Annotated in this window: 3 protein-coding genes; all 3 read right to left on the bottom strand. The window is 72.0% G+C overall.

What is annotated here, in order from left to right; genetic code table 11:
• Nucleotides 1–4: 4 nt before the first annotated feature.
• From LFM09_RS40085 to LFM09_RS40075, 3 genes are read right to left on the bottom strand one after another with little or no spacing between them, the layout of a single operon-like run.
• The gene (locus LFM09_RS40085) at nt 5–214 is read right to left on the bottom strand and encodes an MbtH family protein (protein ID WP_414101861.1); all 210 of its coding nucleotides are present in this window, start codon (nt 212–214) and stop codon (nt 5–7) included.
• Nucleotides 211–9,564: an amino acid adenylation domain-containing protein gene (locus LFM09_RS40080; protein ID WP_414101860.1), complete on the bottom strand. Its 9,354-nt coding sequence runs from the start codon at nt 9,562–9,564 to the stop codon at nt 211–213. The genes LFM09_RS40085 and LFM09_RS40080 overlap by 4 nt, the downstream gene beginning before the upstream one ends.
• 7 nt (nt 9,565–9,571) lie before the next feature.
• Nucleotides 9,572–17,257 (bottom strand): amino acid adenylation domain-containing protein, encoded by a 7,686-nt coding sequence (locus LFM09_RS40075; protein ID WP_414101859.1) that lies wholly within the window; start codon nt 17,255–17,257, stop codon nt 9,572–9,574.
• Nucleotides 17,258–17,332: the final 75 nt, after the last annotated feature.

Raw genomic sequence — 17,332 nt, 5'->3', positions numbered from 1 at the left:
GTTCTCAGCGAACAGCCTCGCGCAGGCTCTTCGGCCGCATGTCGGTCCAGTGCTCGTCCACGTACGCGAGGCTCTCCGCTCGCCCGGCGGGCCCGAACACCGCGCGCCACCCGGCGGGCACGTCGGAGAACGAGGGCCACAGCGAGTGCTGGTCCTCGTTGTTGACCACCACGTAGAACTCGCCGTTGTCGTCGTCGAACGGATTCACGGTCATTTCTCCTCGCTCAGGATCTTGTTGACGTAGCGGCCGATCTCAGCCGCGTTCTCGGACCACATCATCTCGTTGTGCGCGCATTCGATTTCGAAGCGCTTCACGGCTCCGTCGGTGAACTCCTGCCACATGACGTCGAGCTCCACTTCGAGCTCCCGTCGTTCACGGGTGGCCTGGTCGATCAGGGCGCAGAAGAAGACCAGGTCACCGCGGAACACCGGCGAGGTGAACCGCGTGATCAGCTCCGTGTGCTCGATGAAGAGAGCGGTGGCGGTCTTGACGAGCGACTCGAACTCCTCCATTCCCGCCAAATGACCCATGTAATGCGCGAGATAGCGGCGCACCAGCCCCTCGTCGGGACTGCGGAAATCGGCGAAATAGCTCGACGGGCCCGAGTCGAGCACGCCGACGAGACCCACCTCGCGTCCCCGGCTCTGCAGCTCGCCCGCCACCGCCTGCGCCATCGGCCCGCCCAGCGACCAGCCGAGGACGTGGTAGGGACCTTCCGGCTGGACGCGCAGCATCTGGTCGACCCAGTCGTCCACCACGGCCTTGATCGACGTCGCCCGCGGCTCACCCGCGAACCCCCGCGCCTGCAGGCCGTACACCGGCCGCGACGGGTCGAGGTGCAGGGCGAAGCCGAGGTAGGCCCAGGCCAGGCCGCCGCCCGGCGGCACCATCCACACCGGAGCCCGGTCGCCGCCGGTCCGGATGGCCAGCACGACGGAGAACGGGTCGTCGAACTCGTGGTCCTCCCGGTCGGCCGCCAGCTGCTCCGCGAGCTCGCTCACCGACGGGTGCCCGAACAGGGTTCGGACGGGGATCTCGAAGCCCAGCTCCGCCTGGATCCGCCAGATGAGCCGGATGACCTGCAGGGAGCTGCCGCCGCGGTCGAAGAAGTCGTCGTCGACCCCGACCCTGTCCACGCCCAGCACCTCGGCGAACAGGACCGCGAGCTCGGCCTCCAGCGGCGTGCGCGGCGTGGCGTGGTCGTGGTCGACCGGGTCGGTCTCCGGCAGCTCGGCGAGGTCGATCTTCCCCGCCGCGGTCAACGGCAGCCGCTCGACGGCCATGACGTCGGCCGGCACGAGGTGCTCCGGCAGCTCTGCCGCCAGCTCCTCGCGCAACCACAACGGCAGCCGCGCGACCTTGCGGGCCAGCGCGGGCACGTTGACCAGCTGCCTCGCCGCGGAGTCCGGCCGGTGCACACCGTCGTAGCAGTGCGCACTGCCCGCGGGCACGATCACCGCCTCGAACCAGCCGGGTGCCTCCGCCGACCACGTGGTCAGCACGGTGTGGCCCCGTTCTTCGCCCCACACCACCAGCTCGTGCGGGTCGAGTGCCGCCTGAGCGGCCACGCCGGCCTCGCCCACGAGCCGCGCGTTCGGGATCCTGATCAGCCGCAGGCGGCCACCGTGCTCGGCCAGCGCCGGCTCCAGCTCGCACAGCTCGCGCACGTCCACGCCCCACGCCGCCGTGCGCACGTCGGCGAGGCGCAACGGCCGGCTCGGCAGCTTGTGCAGCACGACCTCGTAACGGTGCCGGGTGAGCTCGTTCTGGTGCGCGCCGGGCTTGAGCTGGACGTCCACGGCCACCACGTCGTCACGGGTCCGGGCCCACTCGGTGAAGAAGCCGGGGTCGATGACCAGTTCCCGCTCCCCCAGCACCGCGCGTTCGACCGCGGTCCGCACGACCGCCGGGCCGTCGTCGGGGTGCTGTGCGCGGTGCACGGCCGTCAGGAACGCTCGCAGCGTCGCGTGGTTGCGGACGTCGCCGACGAGGATCCGGCCGCCCGGTGCGAGCCGCGACAGCGCGACGTCCAGCACGCGGGCGAGGTAGCCCGCGTCCGGGAAGTACTGCACGACGGAGTTGAGGACGACGGTGTCGAAGTACCCCTCGGGCAGCCCGTCGGCGACGTCGGCGGCCTGGCACCGCAACGTCACCCGGTCCTTCAGCTCCGGCCCGATCTGAGCCGCGAGGCGCTCGATCACCGGCTCGGAGAAGTCGGTGCCCCAGTACTCCTCGGCGGCCGGCGCGAGCGGCCCGAGCAGCAGGCCCGAACCGACGCCGATCTCCAGCACCCGGCGAGCCCCCAGGCCGCGCACCTTCGCCACCGTCGAGTCACGCCACTCGCGCATCTCGGCCAGCGGAATGGGCTCACGGGTGTAGGAGCTGTTCCAGCCGGTGAAGTCCTCGCCGATGGTTCCGGTGGTGTCGCCGTACATCGAGTCGTAGACGAACCGCCACTTCTCCACGTGCTCGGTCACGTCCGCGGCCGAACCCTCCACCACTTCCGGGACCACGTAGGCGACCAGCTGCTGCTCGCCGTGCCGGTCCGGACGGGCGACGACGACTGCCTCCGCCACGCCGTCCCGCCGCAGCAGCGCCGCCTCGATCTCGCCGGGCTCGACGCGCAGGCCGCGGAAGGTCAGCCGGTTGTCGTTGCGGCCCAAGAACTCCAGCTGCCCGCCGTGGTTCCACCGGACCAGGTCGCCGGTGCGGTACAGCCGCTCACCGGGCTGTCCGAACGGGTCGGCGACGAACCTCTCGGCGGTGAGCCGCGGCCGGTTCGCGTACCCGAGTGCCACCCCGTCACCGCCGACGTAGAGCTCGCCCGTCACGCCCTGCGGCACCGGCCTCAGCTTGTCGTCGAGAACGTGCAGGCGGCTGCCCGCCACGGGCTCGCCGATCGGCAGCGGGTCCTTGCACCGGTCCACTGTGGACATTCGGTGCGCGGCCGCGAAGGCGGTGGTCTCGGTGGAGCCGTACCCGTGCACGACGGTGAGCGAGCCGTCCAGCCGTCGTACCGCGGCCGGGGACAGGACGTCGCCGCCCGCCCACACCTCGCGCACCCCGGCGAAGCACTTCGGGTGGTGCTGCGTGAGCAGGTCGAACAGGCCCGCGGTGAGCCACAGCCCGGTCACGTCCCGCTCGGTGATGACGCTCGCGAGCCTTGCCGGGTCGAGCTTTCCGGGCGGGGCGACCACGGCCGCGCCTCCGTTCAGCAGCGGCACCCAGAGCTCGTACGCCGACGGGTCGTTGGCGGGCGGGGTGTGCACGAGCACCCGTTCGTGGGCGCTCCAGGTCGGGTCGAGCGCGAGGGTGAGCACGTTGCGGTGGCTCACCTCCACCCCGTTCGGCATCGAGCCCGACGTGTAGAGCACGTAGGCGACATCGCCGACATCACCGACAGGTGGCGACGCCGGATGTCCGGAAAGGTCCTCTTCGGACAGTCGGTCGTCGAGAACGACGGCCGGGTCGAGATCGGCGAGCACGAAGTCGATCCGCTTGCGCGGGCAGGCGGGGTCGATCGGCACGTAGGCGGCGCCCGCCTTCACCGTGCCCAGGACCGCCGCGACCATCAGCGGCGACCGGTCCATGATCAGCGCGACTCGGCGGCCCGCGCCGGCGCCACGTCCGCGCAGGTGGTGGGCGATGCGGTTGGCCCACTCGTCCAGCTCGGCGTAGGTCCAGCTCTCGGTGCCGTCCGCGGCCACGAGGGCGACGGCGTCCGGCTGCTCGGCGACCACGGCGGCGAAGCGCTCGGGAATCGTTCCCGTGACACGCGAAGTGCCACCGCCCGACCACTGCTGCAACACCGCCACGTCGTCGGGGGTGAGGATCTCCACCGCGTCGATCGGCGTCTCCGGCGCGGCGACCCACTGCCGCAGCAGGTGTCGCCAGCGGTTCACGAGCCCGGCGACGGTCTCGCGGTCGAACAGCTCGGTCGCGTACTCCGCGAGTCCCTCGATCCGGTTCTTCCCGTCGCCGTCGGTCATCTCCAGGAGGTTCAGGAACAGGTCGAAGCGGGAGACGCCCATGTCGACCGGCTCGTGGGCCACCGTCAGCCCGGGCAGGTCGAAGGCCATCTGCACGTTGTTCTGCAGGGCCAGGCACACCTGGAAGAGCGGGTGGTGCGCGGTCGAGCGGACGGGGTTCAGCTTCTCGACCAGGTGCTCGAACGGAACGTCCTGGTGGTCGTACGCGGCGAGGCTGACCCCGCGCACCCGGTCCACCAGGTCGTTCAGCGTCGGGTTCCCACTGGTGTCGACGCGGGCCACCCAGGTGTTGACGAAGAAGCCCACCAGCCGGTTGAGCGCCTCGTCGGTGCGCCCGGCGATCGGTGAACCGATCGGGATGTCGTGCCCGGCTCCGAGCCTGCTGAGCAGCCCGGCCAGACCCGCCTGCAGCACCATGGACACGGTGGTCCCGGTGCGCAGCGCCAGCTGCCGGATGCCCTCGGTCAGCGCCTCGTCGAACTCCACGGGCAGCACGTCACCGGCGAAGGACGCGACGTCGGGACGGGCGCGGTCCGCCGGGAGTGCCAGCGACTCCGGCAGTTCCGCCAGCTGCTCGGTCCAGTAGTCGAGCTGACGGCCGTAGAGGCTGTGGGCCTCGTCGCCGCCGAGCAGATCGCGTTGCCACAACGTGTAGTCGGCGTACTGGACCGGTAGCGGCGCCCACTGCGGGGGCTTCCCGTCGCACCTCGCGGTGTACGCGGCGGTGAGGTCCTCCGCCAGCGGGCCGAGCGACCAGCCGTCCGCCGCGATGTGGTGCAACGGCAGCAGCAGCACCGCGTCGTGCTCGCCGAGGCGGAACAGCGCGGCCCGCACCGGGATGTCCGCCGCCAGGTCGAACGGCCTGCGCGCCTCGGTGCGCAACGCGTCGCGCAGGTCCTCCGCGGCGACGTCGTGCTCCTGCCACGGGATCTCCAGCTCGGCGCCGTCGACGACGCGCTGGTACGGCAGCCCGTCCACTTCCTCGAACACCGTGCGCAGCGACTCGTGCCGGACCACGACGTCGCGCACTGCCTGGCGCATCGCGGTCGCGTCCAGCTTGCCCCGCAACCGCATGGACAGCGGGATGATGTAGGTCGGTGAGGGTCCCTCGAACCGGTGGATGAACCACAACCGTTGCTGCGCAAAGGAAACGGGCAACCGGTCGGGCCTGGACCGCGGCCGCAGCGCCGGCCTCACCTCGCGCTGCCCCGCCAGCCGGGTCACCAGCTCGGCGACCGTCGGCGCCTCGAAGACCGCCCGGATCGGGATCTCCACCCCGTGCGCGGCGCGGATCCGGCTCACCACGCGGGTGGCCAGCAGCGAGTGGCCGCCGATGGTGAAGAAGTTGTCGTCCACGCCGACGCTGTCGAGGCCGAGGACGCTCGCGAAGATGTCGCACAGCGACTCCTCCTCCGGCGTGGAGGGCAGCCGTCCGCGCCGGGCGGCGGCGTACTCGGGCGCGGGCAGTGCCGCGCGGTCGAGCTTGCCGTTCGCGGTGAGCGGCACGCTGCCGATCGGCATGATCGCCGACGGCACCATGTACTCGGGCAGGCTCTTCGCGAGGTGCTCGCGCAGGACCGCGGGCAGCGCGGTGACCCCCGCGGCCGCGGCCGGGTCGTTGATCCACGTGCCGGTGCCCGTCAGCGGGACGTAGGTGCCCGCTACGGCCTGGTGCCGCGTACCGCCGGTGAGCACGACCGCCTCGAACCGGTCGACGGCCGCGCCGGACCAGGTCAGCGCGACCTGCCAGCCGTGCCCCGCCGCCCAGGACGTCAGCTCGTGCGGGTCCAGCGGCGCCTGCGCGGACGGCTCGGACTCCTCCAGTCCGAGCTCCCGCGCGGCCGTCACCTCACCGGTCACGCGGGCGTTCGGGATGCCGGTGACCCGCACCGCCGGCTCGCCCAGGTCGCGGACGCGGGCGGCCAGACCGCCGAGATCGCCGTCCCACGGAAGGCGCGGGGCCTCGGCCACCACGAGAGGCTGGTCCGCGGCCGGCCCGCCCGGCTTGTGGATCACGACCTCGTACCGGTGCCGGGTCAGCTCGTTCTGGTACGCGCCGTCCTTGAGACGCACGTCGACGCCGGCCGCGCCCGCTCGCCCCGCCCAGCGGCAGAACCACTCCGGGTCGACGACCAGCTCCTTCTCCAGCAGCAGGGCCTGTTCCACCGCGCCACGCAGCTGGGCCGGCGGCACGTCACCGTGCTTGGCCCGCTGCACGGCCACCTGGAACGCGCGCAGGGACCGGGCCCTGCGGATGTCGCCGAGCACGAGCCTGCCGCCCGGTTCGAGCACCTCCCAGGCGCTGTCGAGCACCCGCTCCAGGTACGCCTCGTTCGGGAAGTACTGCGCGACGGAGTTGAGCACGACGGTGTCGAAGATCTCCGGGATGCCGTTCAGGTCGTCCGCGCGCCTGGCCAGCACGCGCACCCGCTCCGACCAGCCGGCCCGCGCCACCTGCCGGCCGAGCCGCTCCACGACCGTCTCCGAGAAGTCGGTCGCCCAGTACGTCTCCACGCTGCCCGCGACACGGGCGAGCAGCAGGCCGGTCCCGGCGCCGAGCTCCAGCACGCGCCGCGGCGTGAACGCGAGGATCCGGTCCACGGCGGCTTCCTGCCACACGCGCATCTGCTCGACGGGGATGGGCTCGCCGGTGTAGCTGGAGACCCACATGGCGAAGTCGTCGCCGAGCTCGCGGTCGGTGACCTCCTGGTAGCCCTGGTCGTAGATCTCCTGCCACTCCCCGACCTGCTCGTCGGCGGCGACGACGCTCTCCACGGCGTCCAGGTCGGGCAGGACGTAGGAGACCAGCCGCAGGTCGCCCGCGGCGTCCCGGCGGGTGATCGCGACGGCCTGGCGCACCGCGGGGTGCCGGCTCAGGGCGTACTCGATCTCGCCCAGCTCGATGCGGAACCCGCGCACCTTCACCTGGCCGTCCGCGCGGCCGAGGAAGCAGATGTTGCCGTCGGGGAAGAAGCTCGCGCGGTCGCCGGTGCGGTAGATGCGCTGACCGGGGACGTCACCGAACGGGTCGGCGACGAACCTCTCGGACGTCAGGCCCGGACGGTTCACGTACCCGAGCGCGATGACCGGCCCGCCGATGTAGAGGTCGCCCTCGACGCCGACCGGGCACGGCTGCAGCTTCTCGTCGAGCACGTAGTAGCGGGCGTTGTCGATGGGCCGCCCGTACGGGATGGAGCGCCACTCCGGGTCGATCGCGCCGACGGGGAAGAAGTTCGACCACACGGTCGCCTCGGTCGCACCGCCGAGGCTGACGATCCGCGCGTTCGGGAAGGTCGCCTTGACCTGGTCCGGCAGGGGCAGCGGGGTGTAGTCGCCGGAGAAGTAGACGAGGCGCAGGTTCCGCGCACCCGGATGGCCCTCCGCCTGCCCGAGCAGCGGGACCAGCTGGTTCATCGTGCCCGGCACCGAGTTCCAGAACGTGATCGGCTCCGAGAGCAGGACGTCGAGCAGCAGCTCGGGGTCGCGCTGCTGGACGGCGTCGGCGATGTAGAGACCACCGCCGGCGCCGAGCATGCCGAAGATGTCGAACACGGACAGGTCGAAGTCCAGCTGCGTGACGCACAGGCTGACGTCGTCGGGCCCGAACTCGAAGATCCGGTGGCACCAGTTCAGCAGGTTGTGCACCGGGCGGTGCGACACGGTGACGCCCTTGGGCTTTCCGGTGCTGCCCGAGGTGAAGATGATGTAGGCGGTGTTGTCCGCGCCGGCCACCGGATCGGGGTCGATCTCGCCGTCCAGCGACAGCGCCATTCCGGCACCGCCGACGTCGAGCAGCTCGACACCGTCCGGGGGCGTCCACTTGTTGGTGTCGTCGGTGGTCAGCACGAGACGCGCCGACGCGTCGGCGAGCATCCCGGCGACGCGCTCGGACGGCAGCGACGCACCGATGGGCAGGTACGCGCCGCCCGCCTTGAGGATGCCGAGCACGGCCGCGACCATGAGCGGGCCGCGCCGCACGGCCACACCGACCACGGTCTCCGGCCCCACGCCTCGGCGCTTGAGGGTCCAGGCGATCCGGTTCGCCTGCCGGTTCAGCTCGCGGTAGGTGATCGTGCCGCCCGCCCAGCGCACGGCGATCGCGTCGGGCCGCGCGGCGGCCTGCTTCTCGAACGGCAGGTGGATCGACCCCGGGCAGGGGAAGTCCCGGTCGGTGTCGTTCCACCGGTAGAGGATCTTCTCGCGCTCGTCGTCGGCCAGGCCGCCTGTCTGGTCCGCACTCGTCGCGGGCAGAGGTGGCACGTCCACCTCGGCGACGCCGACGCTCGGGTTCGCGACCACCTGCTCGACCACGCCGAGGAAGCGCTCCGCGATCGCCGCCGCGGTGGCGGCGTCGAACAGGTCGGTCGCGTACTCCAGGTCCACCGTCACGGCCTTGCCGGTCAGGTCCGGCATCAGGTTGAAGAACAGGTCGAACTTGGCCGTGCCGGTGAACACCGGCTCCATCGAGGCGGTGACGTCCGGCAGGTCCAGCTCCTGCCGGACGCTGTTCTGCCACGCGAGCGTGACCTGGAACAGCGGGTGGTGCGCGATCGACCGCTCGGGCCGCAGCAGCTCCACCAGCCGTTCGAACGGCAGGTCCTGGTGGTCGTAGGCGGCGAGCGCCTTCTCCCGCACCGCGTCGAGCACCTGCTCGAACGACGCACTGGGGTCGAGCGACACCCGCAGCACCCAGGTGTTGACGAAGAACCCGACGAGCTCTTCGAGGGCCTCGTCGGTGCGGCCCGCGATCGGCGAGCCGAGCGTGATGTCCTCGTCGCCGCCGAGCCGGTGCAGCAGGACGGCCAGCGCGGCCTGGAACACCATCGGGACCGTCACGTTGCGCGTCTGCGCGAACCGCTCGGCCTTCTCGACGAGCTCCGCGGAGATCCGGAACCCGTGGTTGTCGCCGCGGTAGCTCGCCCTGGCGGGACGTGGCCGGTCGAACGGCAGCGTGACCGGCCGGGACACGCCCGTCAGCTCCCGCCGCCAGTAGTCGAGCTGGGTCGAGAAGACGCTGGCGGGGTCGGACTCGTCACCGAGGAGCTCGCGCTGCCACAGCGCGTAGTCCGAGTACTGCACCGGCAGCTCGGCCCAGTCCGGCGCCGTCCCCGTCACGCGGGCGCGGTAGGCGGCCGAGAGGTCCCCGGTGAACGGGCCCAGCGAGCCGCCGTCGCCCGCGATGTGGTGGATCACCACGACGAGCAGGGCGGCGTCGGGTTCGGGGCGCAGCAGGTAGGCCCGGATCGGCAGGTCGGCCGACAGGTCGAAGCCCTCGCGCGCGGACGTGGCGATGACGCCGCTCACCTGGTCGGGGGGCACGTTGCCCCAGTCCGTCCACGGCGGGGTCAGGTCGGCGGGCTCGACGAGCCGCTGAACCGGCTGCCCGTCCACCTCGTCGTAGACCGTGCGCAGGATCTCGTGGCGTGCCAGCACGTCCAGGAACGCGGCGCGCAGGGCGTCCGGGTCGATCCGCCCGCTCATCCGGATGAGGATCGGAACGTTGTAGGTCGCGGTCCGACCCTCGAACCGGTTGATGAACCACATGCGCGTTTGCGCGTGGGAAAGGGGCAACATCGTCCTGCTACCTTTCGGTCATCCTGCGCAGGGGCTTCCGGACGGAGGTCGAGAGGTCGTTCCAGCGCCGGGCGATCTCGGCGACGGTCGGGGCGGCGAAGATGGTCCGGATCGGGATCTCGACCCCCAGGTCCGACCGGACGCGCGCGGCCAGCCGGGTGGCCAGCAGCGAGTGCCCGCCGAGTGCGAAGAAGTCGTCGTCGACGCCGACGCGTTCCGCGCCGAGGATCTCCGCGAAGAGCCCGCACAGTGCGACCTCCCGCGGTGACTCGGGCGCGCGGTACCTCGCGCTGCTCGCCTCGGGACGCGGCAGCCGGGCGCGGTCGAGCTTCTTGTTGGCTGTCAACGGAATCGCGGGCAGTGCGACCACCGCTGACGGAACCATGTAGTCGGGCAACCGCTCCCGCACGAACAGCTGCAGCTCCCGCGCAGACGGCTCATCTCCCTCCGCCACGACGTACGCGACAAGCCGCTTGTCGCCGGGCTGGTCCTCCCGCACCACGACGACCGCCTCGCCGACCGCCGGGTGCTCGGTGAGCGCGTGCTCGACGTCACCGGGCTCGATCCGGAAGCCCCTGAGCTTGATCTGGAAGTCCGCCCGGCCGAGGAACTCGATCTCCCCCGTCCGCGACCACCGGGCGAGGTCACCGGTGCGGTACATCCGCGAGCCCGGCCGGCCGAACGGGTTGGCCGCGAACCGAGTCGAGGTCAGTCCCGGTTGCCGGTGGTAGCCGCGGGCCAGGCCGTCGCCGGCGATCCACAGGTCGCCGCCGACACCCGGCCCGACGGGACGCAGTGCCTGGTCGAGGATCAGGACCTGCGTGTTGGCGATGGGCGTGCCGATCGACGGCGGCCTGCTCGTCATGACGTCCGCGAGGGTGGACCAGATGGTCGTCTCGGTGGGCCCGTACAGGTTGACGACCTGCGCGGCGTTGGCGCAGAGGCTCTCGGCGAGCGGCCGGGGCAGCGCCTCCCCACCGGTCAGGACCCGCAGCCCGGCGAGGCGCCGCACGTCGTGCGTCGCGAGCATCTGCCACAGCGCCGGGGTGGCCTGCACGACCGTGACGCCCGCCCGTTCGACGAGGTCGAGCATCGCCTGCGGGTTGGCGACGTGGTCCCGGTCGGCGAGCACCACGCGCGCCCCGGTCGTGAGCGGCAGGAACAGTTCGAGCGCCGCGATGTCGAACGCGACGGTGGTGACGGCGGCGAAGCGGTCGTCCGCCGACAGCCGGAGGGTTCGCTGCATGCTCGCGAGGAAGTTGGTCAGGGCGCTGTGCCCGATGACCACGCCCTTGGGTGTGCCGGTCGAGCCGGAGGTGTAGATGGTGTAGGCGGCCTGGTCGGGCGCGATGGTGACGGCCGGGTCGTGCGCCGGTTGGCGTGCCAGGTCGGTCCGGTCCAGCAGGACCTGGTCCAGCACCAGGGAGGCCTCGCAGTCGTCGATCACGGACCGCACCCGCGCGGCGGGGTGGTCCGGGTCCACGGGCACGTAGCAGCCGCCCGCCTTGCCCACCGCCAACAACGCTGCCACCAGGTCGGCCGAGCGCGGCAGCAGGACGACCACCCGGCTCTCGGGGCCGACGCCCTCCGCGATCAGCCAGTGCGCCAGGCGGTTGGCCCGCTCGTTCAGCTCGGCGAAGGTGAGGCGCTGCTCGCCGGACTCGATCGCGATCGCGTCCGGAGTTGCCGCCGCCTGCCGTGCGAACTGCTCCGGCACGGACACGAACGGCACGTCGAGAGCGGTGTCGTTCCAGTCGTGGACCACCAGCTGCCGCTCGGCGTCGGAGAGCACGTCGATCGCGGCGACGAGGGACCGCGCGTCGGCCGCGAACTGCCGCAGCACCCTCGTCAGACGTTCCGCGATCTCCTGAGCGGTCTCCGCGTCGAGTGCGTCCGGCTGGTACTGGAGGGTCAGGCTCAGCAGCGGATCCGCCGCGGCGAGCACGGAGAGCGGGTAGTGGGTCGGCGCGAACGGCCGGATCCCGGTGACGGTCAGCTCGGCCGACGCGCTCGCCCGCGACAGGGCGGCCCTGTCGACGGGGAACGACTCGAAGATCACCATGGTGTCGAAGAGCGTGGTGAGCCCGGTCGCCACCTGGATGTCGCCGAGCCCGACGTGGTAGTGGTCCAGCGTCCTGGCCTGCGCGTCCTGGACCGACCGGAACACGCCTTCGAGGCTGTCGGCCGGCGCGCACCGCACCCGCACTGGCACGGTGTTGGTGAACATGCCGACGACGTTGTGCGCGTCCGGGAGCTCGGGCGGGCGCACGGTGACCGAGCTGCCGAACAGCACGTCGGAGCTCCCGGTCAGCTGCGCGAGCACGACCGCCCACGCGCCCTGCACCAGCACGTTGGGTGTGATGCCGCACGCCGTTGCCTGCCGCACCACCGATGCCGCTTCTTGACGCGTGAGCTGGACGTCGACCTGACCGACCTCGGTAGAAATCTCGTCGGCACTCGCGGAGGTGACTCCTGCGGCGAGCAGCGTCGGCTGCGTCACGCCGGACAGCTCCTCGGCCCAGACGCCGACACCGGCGTCCTGCCGCGACTGCCAGCGCAGGAACTCGCGGTAGCCGTTCTGGACGGGTTCGACGGCCCCGCCGGCGTACACCCGCATCAGCTCCTGCTCGATGAGCGGCAGCGACCAGCCGTCGAACAGCACGTGGTGCGCGGTCAGCGCGAGCTCGGCCCGCGTCGGGGACAGGGTGATCAGGGTGAACCGCAGCAGCGGCGCGGCATCCGGGTCGAACCGGGCCTCCCGCTCCCCCACCAGCACCTCCTCAAGACGTTCCGAGGCGTCCTGGCGGCCGGTGAGGTCGAGATGCCGGAAGGGCACCTCGACGCCGTCCACGACCACCTGCACCGGGTCGCCGGTGGACTTCGCGACGAAGGCCACCCGCAGGTTGGGGTGCCGGTCCAGCAGGGCCTGGGCGGCGGCTTGCAGCCGCGTCGCGTCCACCGGCCCGTTGATCCGGAACACGAACTGGGTCTGGTAGGACGCGGAAGCGCTGTCTCCCAACATGCTGTGGAAGAGCAGCCCGTGCTGCAGCGGCGTCAGCGGCCAGACGTCGCCGACGCGGCCGAAGCGGCTCTGCCAGCTGTCGAGGTCCTGCTGGCGAACGTCCACCAACGGCACGTCGGACGGGGTCAGTCCACTCGCACCCGCGGTGGCCTGGGCGCAAAGGCCGCGCAGAGCCGTCTGCCAGGCCTCGGCGATCTGCCGAACGTCCTCGGTGGACAGCACTCCGGTGGCGAACGTGAACAGCGCCTGCAACTGCTCGCCGGCGACGAGGGAGTTGAGCTCCAGTGCCGACAACAGCGGCATCTCCGGATCCAGCAACGCCTGCAGCTCGGGGAACTCCGGGGCCGGCGCCCACGGCGTGTCGGTGCGGGAGCTCTCGAACCGGCCGAGGTAGTTGAACCCCACCTCGTCGGCCGGGTGGTCGCGCAGGACCGCCGCGGTCTCGGAGTTGCAGTACCGCAGGAGCGTGTAGCCGATGCCCTGGTCGGGCAGAACGCGCCGGGACTGCTTGACCACCCTGAGCGCGGCCGCCACGTCGGCGACGTCGACGCCGGAGAGGTCGAAGCGAACCGGGTGAACGGTGGTGAACCACCCGACGGTCCGGGTGAGGTCGGCGCCGGGGACGAGCTCTTCCTGGCGTCCGTGGCCTTCCAGCCGCACCACCGTTTCCGCGCTCTTGCGGCGTTGTGCCAGTGCCAGAACGAGAGCGGTCAGCAGCACATCGTCCACGCCGCAACGGAATGCGGCGGGTACCGACGTGAGCAGGGCCTGGCTCAGGTCCTCCGGCACCTCGACCCGCAGCGTCTCCGCCGTCGCGACGAGGTCGGTCCTCGGGTCGAGAGGCCGGGTTCCCACCGGATCGGCGGGCCGGTCGACGATCCCGCGCCAGAGGTCCAGCTCGGCCACGCGCTCGGGCCGTGCGGCGTCGGCGGCGAGCTCGTCCAGCCACCGCCGCAGCGAGGTGCCCACCGGAGCGAGAGCCGGGGTCTTCCCGGCCCGGATCTGCTCCGCGGCCTCGGCGAGGTCCGGGAGGAGCACCCGCCACGAGACCCCGTCCACGACGAGGTGGTTGGCCGCGACGAGCAGCCGGCCCTGACCGGCGGGCGGGTCGAACCAGACGAGGCGGAGCATCCGCCCGGCCGAGGCGTCGATCTCGGCGAGTGCTTTCGCCGCTTCGGTTTCCAGCAGTGCCTGCCACGAGGGTCCGTTCCAGTCCCCGTCGCACGGCACCCTCCGGACGATCCCGTCCACCGCACCCGGCGGCTCGATCACCAGCGAGTCCCCGGCGAGGCGGGAGCGCAGCACGTCGTGCCGGTCGAGCACTGCCCGCACCGTCTCGTGGAGCAGGTCGGAGGTCATGCCCGCAGGCACGGTCAGCACCAGCCACTGGGCGGTCCGGTCGAGGCCGGGTCCGCGCTCGGCGAAGAGCCTTGCCATGGGCGGCAACGGAATCGGCCCGTACTGGCCGTCGTCGGCCTGAGCGACCACCGCGACGTCGTCGGTCCGGGTGGCCGCGGCTGCCAGCGTCGCGACGGTGCGGCATTCGAAGACGGTGCGCGCGGTGACCACGAGCCCCTTGGCCCGGGCCAGCGCCACCACCCGCATCGCCGAGATGCTGTCCCCGCCCAGGGCGAAGAAGTCGTCGTCCACGCCGATGCGGCCCGCTCCCAGCACCTCGGCGAAGACCTCGGCCAGGTCCCGTTCCTGCGCGGTCCGCGCAGCCCGGTGGGTCCGCCGGGTGATCTGGGGTTCGGGCAGCGCCGCGCGGTCACGCTTGCCGTCCGCCGTCAGCGGCAGGGTGTCGAGCACCATGAAGTGCGCGGGCACGAGGTGTTCCGGCAGCGCGGCGGCGGCGAAGCGGCGCAGCTCGACCACGTCCAGCCCGGCGCTGAAGTCCACGTCCTCGCCCGCGGCGCCCAGCCGGCCCGCCGTCGCGGGGACGACGTGGGCGATCAGCTGGGTGGCCCCGTCGGGGCCTGTGGGGCGGGCGACGACGGCGGCCTGGGCGACTCCCTCGTGGCCCGTGAGGAGGGACTCGACCTGGTGGGGATCGGCCGAGAAGCCGCGAACCAGCACCCGCTGATCGGCACGGCCGACGTACTCGAGATCCCCGCTGGAGTTCCACCGGGCCAGGTCGCCCGTGCGGACCATGCGCGACCCCGCGGGGCCGAAGGGGCATGCGACGAAGTGGTCCGCGGTCGGGCGGTCCAGGTAGCCCCTGGCCACGCCCGCGCCCACGACGTAGAGCTCGCCCGCCACCCCAAGCGGGGTCGGCTGGAGTCTGCTGTCCAGCACGAGAACCTCGGTGTTGCGAGCAGGACGGCCGATCGGTGCGGCGGGCGGCCCCGCCAGGTACTCCCAGGACATGACAGCCGACGTCGTCTCGGTGACGCCGTAGAGGCTGTGCACCGGCACGCCGGAGATCTCGCGGAACCGTGCCGCCAAGCCCGCCGGCAGCACCTCACCACCGCACAGGAGGCGGCTGAGGCCCTTGCAGTCGGTGGCGGCGGCCTCGTCCCGCACGAGCTCGGCGAGCACGGACGGAACGAGGTGGGCGGTGGTCGCCCCGGTCCGCCGCACCGCCGCGGCGAACGCGATCGCGTCCCGGTGGACGTCCTCCGTCGTCATGACGACCGCGGCACCGGCGATCAAGGGCCAGAAGATCTCCCACACGGAGGCGGAGAGCGAGGACGGCGCCTTGTGCAGCACCCGGTCGGTCTCGTCCAGCCGGAACCGCTCCTGCATCGACAGCAGCCCGTTCACGAGCCCGGCGTGGGTGATCACGACGCCCTGGCGCAGGTACGCGGCGTCCTCGCCGGACCAGTGCTCCGGCAGTGGCGCGCCGGCGTCCTCCGATCCGGTCGCGCGCTCGATGACGCTCGCCTCCCACCGCGGCTGCGCGCCGTCGAGCGGGGTGATGCCCACCGCGTCGGTGCCGACGACGGTGAGCAGCAACGCGGGTCGTGCCTCGGTCAGCATCGCCTCGACGCGGTTCGCCGGGCAGTTCGGGTCGATCGGCAGGACGGCGGCACCGGCCTTGAGGACCGCGGTCACCGCGACCACCAGTGCGGTCGAGCGGGGCAGCGACACCGCGACGAAGCGCTCCGGCCCCGCGCCGAGTGCGACGAGCCTGCGGGCGAGGCGGTCTGCCCTCGCCGAGAGTTCGCCGTAGGTGAGGACGGTGTCGTCGTGGACGACGGCGACCGCCTCCGGAGTGTTGGCGGCCTGCCGGTCGATCAGGGCGGGCACCGTCAGGCCGTCCGCGTCGGCGACCGGGCCGGTGCCGCGCGCGAGGAGCGCGGCGCGTTCCTCCTCCTCGACGGCACTGACGTGCCGGACCTGCGCACGAGGATCGGCCAGGGCGCCGCGGACGAAGGTCACGAACCGTTCGGCGAGCCCGCCGAGGTCCTCGCGGCTGTACATGGTCGCGGGCGCGTCGAAGCGGAAGTACAGGTCGCTGTCCGCGCCGCCGTCGCCGAACGCGGCGATCCTGATGTCGTCGGTCTGGCCGAGCGTGCCGCCGACGAAACGCCCGGTGGCGCCCGCGAGGTCGAGCTCCCGCAGGAAGGAGACGACGCTGATGAGGGGACCGAACGGGCTGCGGACGTCACCCGCGTGACCGATCGCGCGCTTGATCAGTGAGACGTTGTGCTCGGCGTGCTGCAGGACCCGCATCCGCTCCGCGCGCACCAGCCCCGCCAGTGCGACGAGGTCGGCGGAGGGCGGCACGTCCACCGCCATCGGCAGGGCGTTGGAGTACAGGCCCAGGGCCTGCCGGATCTTGCCGCTGCGGTAGTTGACGCTGAAGGACAGCAACGGCTTCGGGAGGTCGCACCAGCGCTGCAGGAACGCCGCCGTGGCCGCGGTGAGCAGGTCGGGGACCGCCACGCCGGTCGAGCCGGCGGCCTCCTGCCACCGGGCGACCTCGCTCGCCGCAACCCTGGCCGTGTAGCTCGCCGCACCCAGCGGTGCGGTCAGGCAGTCCCAGAACCCGGCGTCGTCCGCGCCGTCGGCCACCCTGGACGTGGTTGCGGCCCGCACGCCGGTCGGCAGCCGGGCCGCCCTGCCGTCGCCCGTGACGTAGTCCCGCCAGAAGTCCTCCGCCTCCGCGAACTCCCCTGACGACCGGTACTCCGCCTCCCGCTCGGCGTCGATCCCCGGCGGGGTCCTCGGCCGTTCCGGCACCGGTGAGCCGGTGCGCAGGGCCCGGTAGACCTCCGCGATGCGTTGGGAGAGCAGGGCGAAGACGCCGAACCCGTCCGTCACCACGTGGTGCAGGATCAGGCAGACGAGGTGGTGCCCGTCGCCCAGCCGCACGGACCCGATCCGGAACAACAGGTCGGCACCGAGGTCGAACGGACGGCGGACCTCCTCGGCGAGGAACTCACGCGCCGCGAGCGCGGGGTCGGCCACGTCGCTCACGTCGACGTGGAAAGGCTCCCATTCGCCCAGGTCCCTGCGGAACAGACGCAGTTCTTCGCCTTCACGGCGGAAATTGACCAGAAGAGGATCCGACTCGCCGAGCGTCAGCCGGAACGCGTCGTCGAGAACGCGCAGATCCAACTCACCCCGGACGACCCAGATGGTCGTGGTGTTGTTGGGCACCTCGGGCGCGAGATTCTGTTCCAGCCACATCGCCTCTTGCGCCGAGGACACAGCGATAGAACTCATGCGGACTCCCCCGAGGAAAAGCGAACGAACTCGATACTATGTCGGGTGTTTCGCGTCCCAGGGCGGCGTGAAAGA

The organism is Lentzea alba, assembly GCF_047445655.1.
GTDB lineage: Bacteria > Actinomycetota > Actinomycetes > Mycobacteriales > Pseudonocardiaceae > Lentzea > Lentzea alba_A.
The sequence above is the reverse complement of the archived record's forward strand: the minus strand, read 5'-3'. Positions and strand labels throughout refer to the sequence as shown.

Excerpts from the sequence above, each read along its gene's own strand:
- LFM09_RS40075 (WP_414101859.1), bottom strand. The coding sequence starts at position 17,257 with ATGAGTTCTATCGCTGTGTCCTCGGCGCAAGAGGCGATGTGGCTGGAA.
- LFM09_RS40080 (WP_414101860.1), bottom strand. The coding sequence starts at position 9,564 with ATGTTGCCCCTTTCCCACGCGCAAACGCGCATGTGGTTCATCAACCGG.
- LFM09_RS40085 (WP_414101861.1), bottom strand. The coding sequence starts at position 214 with ATGACCGTGAATCCGTTCGACGACGACAACGGCGAGTTCTACGTGGTG.